Origin of the sequence: Noviherbaspirillum denitrificans, from assembly GCF_002211445.1 — a bacterium.
GTDB classification, from domain to species: Bacteria; Pseudomonadota; Gammaproteobacteria; order Burkholderiales; family Burkholderiaceae_D; genus Noviherbaspirillum; species Noviherbaspirillum denitrificans.
Genome location: NZ_LSTO01000001.1, coordinates 2,110,304 through 2,117,581 on the forward strand (window position 1 = coordinate 2,110,304; position 7,278 = coordinate 2,117,581).

Below are 7,278 nucleotides of genomic sequence, written 5' to 3' on the forward strand. Positions count from 1 at the left end.
CGGCTGCGTCATGTGCAGCCTTTGCGCGGCCCTTCCGAAATGCAATTCCTCGGCGAGCGCGACGAAGCAGCGTAACTGGAAGAGCTCGAACATCGATTCAATTCCTGTATTAATCAATTCATTATCTAGCTTAGACCAATATCGATACGTTCACTACACTTTCTTCCAACGTGAATGGCAATCGCATAACTCCGGACAACACTTGCGGCCGGCGTCCGCACACAACATCAACGCAAGCATTCAACGAAGGAAGACCATGAACCCCACCGAACTGAAAGCCATCCTCGAAAGCGGCCTGCTGTCCTTTCCGCTGACCGACTTCGACGCGCAGCTGAACTTCAATCCCGGCCCGTATGCCGAGCGCCTTGAATGGCTGATGCCCTATGGCGCGTCCGCGCTCTTCGCGGCCGGCGGCACGGGTGAATTCTTCTCGCTGGAACCGTCCGAATATTCGGCTGTCGTCAAGACCGCCATCGAGACCTGCCGCGGCCGCATGCCGATCATCGCCGGCGCCGGCGGCGGCACCACGCTCGCCATCAAGTATGCGCAGGAAGCGGAACGCCTCGGCGCGCAGGGCGTGTTGCTGCTGCCGCACTACCTGACCGAAGCCAGCCAGGAGGGCCTGGTCGCACATGTCCAGGCCGTGTGCCGCAGCGTGAAGTTCGGCGTCATCGTCTACAACCGCGGCGCCTGCCGCCTCACGCCGGAATCGCTGAAGAAGCTGGCCGACAGCTGCCCGAACCTGGTCGGTTTCAAGGACGGCATCGGCGACATCGAAGCGATGGTGTCCATCCGCCAGCAGCTCGGCGACCGCTTCGCCTACCTCGGCGGCCTGCCGACGGCGGAAGTGTTTGCCGGCGCGTACAAGGCGATGGGTGTACCGGTCTACTCGTCCGCGGTGTTCAACTTCATCCCGCGCACCGCGATCGAGTTCTACAACGCGCATGCCGCCGACGATACCGCGACCACCAACCGCCTGATCCGCGACTTCTTCCTGCCCTACCTGGAGATCCGCAACCGCTGCCAAGGCTATGCCGTGAGCATCGTCAAGGCCGGCGCCACCATCATCGGCCACAGCGCCGGTCCGGTGCGTCCGCCGCTGTCCGACCTCAAGGCATCGGAAATGGAAGACCTGCGCGCGCTCATGGCTCGCCTCGGCCCGCAATAACACTCACGGGAACAATTCATGACCATTTACGGTGAACTCCTGATCGGCGGCAGCGCCGTGCGCGGCACCAGCGGTTCGGTCCATGCACGCGAAGCCGCCACCGGTAACGTCATCGGTCCGGACTTCGGCGGCGCCAGCGCGACCCAGGTCGAGCAGGCGTGCGCGCTGGCGGAACGAGCCTTCGACACCTTCCGCGAAACGGCGCCCGAAGCGCGCGCCGCCTTCCTCGAAACGATCGCGCAGAACATCCTCGACATCGGCGATGAACTGGTCGAACGCTGCATGGCCGAAACCGGCCTGCCGCGCGCGCGTATCGAAGGCGAGCGCGGCCGTACCGTCAACCAGCTGCGCTTGTTTGCCGCCGTGGTGCGCGACGGTACTTACCTCGACGCGCGCATCGATCCGGCCCTGCCGGAGCGCCAGCCGTTGCCGCGCTCCGACCTGCGCCTGCGCCACATTCCGCTCGGCCCGGTCGCGGTGTTCGGTGCCAGCAATTTCCCGCTCGCGTTTTCCGTCGCCGGCGGCGATACCGCGTCCGCCCTGGCGGCCGGCTGCCCGGTCGTGGTCAAGGCCCACTCCGCGCATCTCGGCACGTCGGAACTGGTGGGCCGCGCACTCCAGGCGGCGGTAACGCAATGCGGCATGCCCGAGGGTACGTTCTCGCTGTTGTTCGTGGATGGGTATGAACTCGGCCAGAAGCTGGTCACGGATGCGCGGATCAAGGCGGTCGGCTTTACCGGTTCGCGCCGCGGCGGTATGGCGTTGATGAAGGCTGCGGCGGCACGTCCGGAACCGATCCCGGTGTACGCGGAAATGAGCAGTATCAATCCGGTGCTGCTGTTCCCGCAGGCGCTGGAACAGCGTGGCGTCGACATCGCGAAAGCCTTCGTCACCTCACTCACGATGGGCGCCGGGCAGTTCTGCACCAACCCCGGACTGGTCATCGGCATTGACGGCCCGGCACTGGATGCCTTCATCGCCGCAGCGGGTGAAGCAGTGACCGCATCGCCTGCAGCCACCATGCTCACGCCAGGTATCCACGATGCCTACGTCACCGGCGTCGCCCAGGTCTGCAGCCATGCGAAAGTCCGTACGGTTGCGCGCGGCCTTACCGGTGCCGCCTGCCAGGGCCAGGCCGGATTGTTCTCCGTGACGGCCGACGACTTCCTCGCCCACCCGGAATTGCAGGACGAAATCTTTGGCGCGTCCTCGCTGGTAGTCCGTTGCGCCAGCCTGGACGACATGCGCCGCGTCGTCGAGAAGCTCGAGGGACAGCTCACCGCTGCCCTGCACATGGACGAGTCCGACCTTGCGGCGGCACGCAGCTTCCTGCCCCTGCTGGAACGCAAGGTCGGCCGCATCCTGGTCAATGGGTTCGGTACCGGCGTCGAGGTCTGCCACGCGATGGTGCACGGCGGCCCCTTCCCGTCCACCGCCGACGGCCGTTCGACCTCGGTCGGCAGCCTGTCCATCGCCCGCTTCCTGCGTCCGGTCTGCTACCAGGACCTGCCTGCTGCACTGCTGCCGCCAGCGCTGCAGGATGGCAATCCATTCGGCATCCCGCGCCGCATTGACGGCAAGCCGGAAGCGCGTTGATCGCTCTGCCCGCAGAAATGCAAAAAGCCACCTCGCGGTGGCTTTATTGCTTGAAGCGCCTGGAGATCAGCCGCCGATATACAGCGAACGGTCGGACTGGCTGTGCGCGGATTGCACTGCTTCGCGGCGGACTTCTTCACGGGTGCGGGTCGATGCCACCGGCGTGAACTCGACGAACTCGCTGCTGCCGGCAACCTGTTGCTCGCGGGCTTGTGCCAGTTCTGCACGCACTTCAGCGCGGGTCTTGGTGGACGGCACGTTGGTGAATTCGACGAATTCGCTGTTGCCTGCGGCGAAGGCGCTGCCGGTGGCGGCGAGGATGGCGAAGGCTGCGACGATTTGCTTTGCGTTCATGTTCAACTCCCAAAAAGTTCGGATCTGGAAATGAGGCCGGCCAGGATCGTGTCTGCTCTGCCTCGGTTGCGACGTTGTGTTTGTCGATGGATTGCAGTGTAGAGATTGCGCGGCCCACAAAAAAGACCAATAATCGCAAGACACTATTTCCGATTCCGAAACAATGGACCGACTCCAATCCATGCGCGTCTTCGCGAAGGTGGTGGAACAGGGCAGCTTCGCCGCCGCCGGCAAGGCGTTGGATATTTCCAATGCGGTCGTCACGCGCCATGTCGCCGACCTTGAAGAGCACCTCGGTACGCGCCTCCTGAACCGCACCACACGGCGCCTGTCGCTGACCGAAACCGGCCATGCCTACCTCGAGCGCGTGCTGCAGATACTTCAGGAAATCGAGGATGCGGAAGCCATCGCGTCGTCGCAGTCGAAGAAGCCAAGCGGGACGCTGCGGCTGTATGCACATCTCGGCTTCGGGCAGACGCAGCTCGCGCACGTCATGCCGGCATTCGCTGCCAAGTTCCCTGACGTCACACTCGACGTCACGCTGTCGGACCGATCGGTGGACCTGGTGGAAGACAGCTTCGACGCCGGCATCTTCATCGATTTCCAGAAGTTCGACAGCGGCATGATCGCGCGCCAGCTTGCGGTATCGGAAGCCATCCTGTGCGCGTCGCCCCAGTACATCAAGGCGAACGGCACGCTTCGCAACGTGGAAGACATTGCGAAACATTCCTGCCTCAATTTTTCCTATGAGCAGCTGCGGCATTACTGGCCGATGAAAGGACTGGATGGCGAAACCATCAACGTCCCGGTGCACGGCAAGGTGATTTCCAACAACGGCGAGCTGCTGCGGCAGTGCGCGCTGGCAGGGATGGGCATCGTGATCCGGCCGTCCTTCGCGCTCGGCGATGACCTCGCCGCCGGCCGCCTGGTGCGCCTGCTGCCCAACCACGAACTCGGCCGCCTGACGGTGATGCTGGTGTACCCCAGCCGGCGCCTGTTGTCGGCCAAGGTACGCAGCTTTGTCGATTTCATGCAGCAGCAGTACCCGCGTCCGGAGACCGATCCCTGGCTCACATGACACCCTCTGCGCCAGGACGTGCTATGTTGTGTTATCAGACAAAATTTCTTTGCCCACCATGTGTCAGCTACTTGGCATGAACTGCAATGTCCCGACGGACATCGTGTTCAGTTTTACCGGATTCGCAACCCGCGGCGGCCGCACGGACGAGCACAAGGATGGCTGGGGCATCGCCTTCTTCGAGGGCGCCGGCGTACGCCACTTCGTTGACTACGAATCGGCCGTTGCCTCGCCCATCGCCGAACTGATCAAGCGCTGCCCGATCAAGTCCAAGAACGTCATTGCCCATATCCGCAAAGCCACCCAGGGCCGCATCGCGCTCGAGAACTGCCATCCCTTCGTGCGCGAACTGTGGGGCCGTTACTGGGTCTTCGCTCACAACGGCGACCTCAAGGATTTCGCGCCCGAACTGAACGGCGCCTTCCGTCCGGTCGGCACCACCGACAGCGAGCAGGCGTTCTGCTACCTGCTGCAGGAACTGCGCCGCCGCTTCGGCGACACGCATCCGCCACTCGAAGCGCTCACCGCCGCACTGCGTGAACTTGCCGCGGACATCGCCAGGCACGGCACCTTCAACATGATGCTGTCCGACGGCACGGCCCTGTTCGCGCACTGCTCGACCCACCTGCATTACATCGTGCGCCAGTACCCGTTTACCACGGCGAAACTCTCCGACGAAGACCTGAGCGTCGACTTTGCCCAGGTCACCACGCCGCGCGATCGCGTAGCCATCATCGTCACCGCCCCGCTGACCAATAACGAAACCTGGACACAATTCGGCAGCGGCGAGCTCAAGGTCTTCGTGGAAGGCGAACCAGTCTCGCTCTGATCTTTTGCGAAGGTGAGCGCTCGCCCTGCCTTTCTTCTGTGCACCGCACCATTAAAAATTGCATTAAGGCAATTAAAATGCGCTAGAGTGCAGGTGCAGCGCATGCCTCTGTGCCTGTACTGCCTTGCGCCATGCAAAAGGTGTTGCCCCAAACCTGCAACATCAATGGCATGACCGCATGCATCCTGGCCCTCGTCCATTGCGACGGGGACACGTGGCTTCACACCCATGAAAACAAGAACGTGATCACTGCCAACTCGACAAGCGGTACCGCCATCCCCCTGCGGGTGCGCGAATTTTTCCTTGCCCGGCAACCCATCCTCGACCGCACCCAGGCGCTGGTTGCCTACGAACTGCTGTTTCGCAACGCCGAAGCCGGCCCTGCCCGCGTCACGAGCGACCTGTCCGCCACTGCCTCCGTCATTGCGCACGCATCGCAGCTCGGCATGGAAAAGGTGATCGGCGACTCGGTCGGTTATCTGAACGTGGACGCCGCCGTGCTGATGAGCGACATCTTCAAGTTCCTGCCGAAGGAAAAGGTGGTGCTCGAAATCGTCGAGACGATGAAGGTGACGCCGGAAATCCTGTCGCGTATCGAACAGCTCGTCGCGGACGGTTTCCGTTTCGCGCTGGACGACGTGATCACCGATTCGGACGACGTTCAGCAACTGCTGCCGCTGGTCGAGGTCATCAAGTTCGACTTGCGTGACATGCCGCTTTCGGCACTGCTGAAGCTGACACCGCGCTTTCGCGCCGCGAACAAGAAACTGCTGGCCGAGAAAGTCGAAACCCTGGAGCAGTTCGAGACCTGCCTTGACCTCGGCTTCGACTATTTCCAGGGCTATTACTTCGCCAAGCCGGTCATCCTGAGCGGCAAGAAGCTGTCGCCTTCGCAGCTATCCATCATGCAGCTGATGACCATGATCAACTCGGATGCCGACAACTCGGACATCGAGCGCGCGATCAAGAAGAACATCTCGCTGTGCTTCAACCTGCTGCGCCTGGTGAATACGCCCGCCGTCGGCGTACCGCGGCGCATCGATTCCGTCACCCAGGCGCTGATGATCCTCGGCCGCAACCAGCTGCGCCGCTGGCTGCAGATCATGCTGTATGCCGAGCCCTGCAAGAAGGGCCACGCGTCGACGCCGCTGCTGCGCCTCGCCACCACGCGCGGCAAGCTGCTTGAACTGATCGCGCAGCAGGTCGAGCCGCGCAATCGCAGCCTGGCCGACACGGCCTTCACGGTCGGGATCATGTCGCTGATGGACACGCTGTTCTCGATCCCAATGGAAGAAATCCTGGAGCAGGTCGCCGTCGTCGATGCCGTGTCAGACGCGCTGATGCACCGTAGCGGAACCTACGGCGACATGCTGAGCCTGGCGGAACAGATGGAACGCATCGAGGAAGCCGGCGACATGTTCGACAGCCTGGTGGAGCGCTTCCGGCTCAGCGCGGATGACTTGGTGAACCTGCAGCTGGCAGCGTTCGAGTGGAGCGACAGCGTCGCCAGGCATGCCTGAGCGGTTGCGCGCGCCCAAATGAAAACGCCGCCCGAGGGCGGCGTTTTTGTATCCGGTCGCGATTACAGGTTAGGCGCCAGCCAGCGCTCCACATCTTCCTTCGCCACACCACGGCGCGCCGCCATGTCGGCCGCCTGGTCCTCGCCGATCTTGCCAACGACAAAGTACTTCGACTCCGGATGCGCGAAGTAGAAACCCGACACCGCCGCCCCGGGAATCATCGCGAACGATTCCGTCACTCGCATGCCGATCTCCTCACATTGCAGCAGCTCGAACATGTCCGCCTTCACCGTGTGCTCCGGGCAGGCCGGATAGCCCGGCGCCGGACGGATGCCGCGGTAGGCTTCCTTGATGAGCTCATCGTTGGAGAGCGACTCATCCGCCGCATAGCCCCACAAGTCCTTGCGGACGCGCTCGTGCAAATGCTCGGCAAACGCTTCGGCGAGGCGGTCGGCGAGCGACTTCAGCATGATGCTGCTGTAATCGTCGTGCGCGTCCTCGAAGCGCTTCTCGTGCTTCTCGATGCCGATGCCGGCGGTAACCGCGAACAGGCCAATGTAATCGGCGACGCCCGATGATTTCGGCGCGATGAAATCGGCGAGGCACTGGTTCGGGCGCGCGACACCATCGATCACCGGCTTGGCCGTCTGCTGGCGCACGCCATAGTAGGTGAACGCCACCTTGCTGCGCGTCTCGTCGGTGTAGATCTCGATGTCGTCGTCGTTGACCGTGT

Annotated in this window: 8 protein-coding genes; 5 read left to right on the top strand and 3 right to left on the bottom strand. The window is 62.9% G+C overall.

Annotation, left to right across the window (positions count from 1 at the left end; genetic code table 11):
* The coding region (locus tag AYR66_RS10350; protein ID WP_141104210.1) for a LysR family transcriptional regulator at nt 1-93 on the bottom strand (93 nt) is incomplete at its 3' end.
* A gap of 163 nt (nt 94-256) precedes the next feature.
* Here AYR66_RS10350 and kdgD point away from each other — a divergent pair.
* Both kdgD and AYR66_RS10360 read left to right on the top strand, forming a co-directional pair.
* The gene (kdgD, locus tag AYR66_RS10355) at nt 257-1,168 is read left to right on the top strand and encodes a 5-dehydro-4-deoxyglucarate dehydratase (protein ID WP_088709730.1); all 912 of its coding nucleotides are present in this window, start codon (nt 257-259) and stop codon (nt 1,166-1,168) included.
* 18 nt (nt 1,169-1,186) lie between these two features.
* Nucleotides 1,187-2,764 (top strand): aldehyde dehydrogenase (NADP(+)), encoded by a 1,578-nt coding sequence (locus AYR66_RS10360; RefSeq protein ID WP_088707428.1) that lies wholly within the window; start codon nt 1,187-1,189, stop codon nt 2,762-2,764.
* 66 nt (nt 2,765-2,830) lie between these two features.
* Here AYR66_RS10360 and AYR66_RS28835 read toward each other — a convergent pair whose 3' ends face one another.
* A complete protein-coding gene (locus tag AYR66_RS28835) occupies nt 2,831-3,118 on the bottom strand; it encodes a DUF4148 domain-containing protein (protein WP_170942112.1) in 288 nt (95 codons plus the stop codon).
* Between the two features lie 163 nt (nt 3,119-3,281).
* Here AYR66_RS28835 and AYR66_RS10370 point away from each other — a divergent pair, with 163 nt between their 5' ends.
* The 3 genes from AYR66_RS10370 (at nt 3,282) to AYR66_RS10380 (ending at nt 6,545) form a co-directional block, all read left to right on the top strand.
* A complete protein-coding gene (locus AYR66_RS10370) occupies nt 3,282-4,196 on the top strand; it encodes a LysR family transcriptional regulator (RefSeq protein ID WP_088707429.1) in 915 nt (304 codons plus the stop codon).
* Nucleotides 4,197-4,254: 58 nt separating this feature from the next.
* Nucleotides 4,255-5,025: a class II glutamine amidotransferase gene (locus AYR66_RS10375; protein WP_088707430.1), complete on the top strand. Its 771-nt coding sequence runs from the start codon at nt 4,255-4,257 to the stop codon at nt 5,023-5,025.
* A gap of 170 nt (nt 5,026-5,195) precedes the next feature.
* Nucleotides 5,196-6,545, top strand: a complete 1,350-nt coding sequence (locus tag AYR66_RS10380) for an EAL and HDOD domain-containing protein (RefSeq protein WP_088709732.1) — start codon at nt 5,196-5,198, stop codon at nt 6,543-6,545.
* A 62-nt stretch (nt 6,546-6,607) separates the two neighbouring features.
* Here AYR66_RS10380 and AYR66_RS10385 read toward each other — a convergent pair.
* The coding region (locus tag AYR66_RS10385; protein WP_272938332.1) for a vitamin B12 dependent-methionine synthase activation domain-containing protein at nt 6,608-7,278 on the bottom strand (671 nt) is incomplete at its 5' end.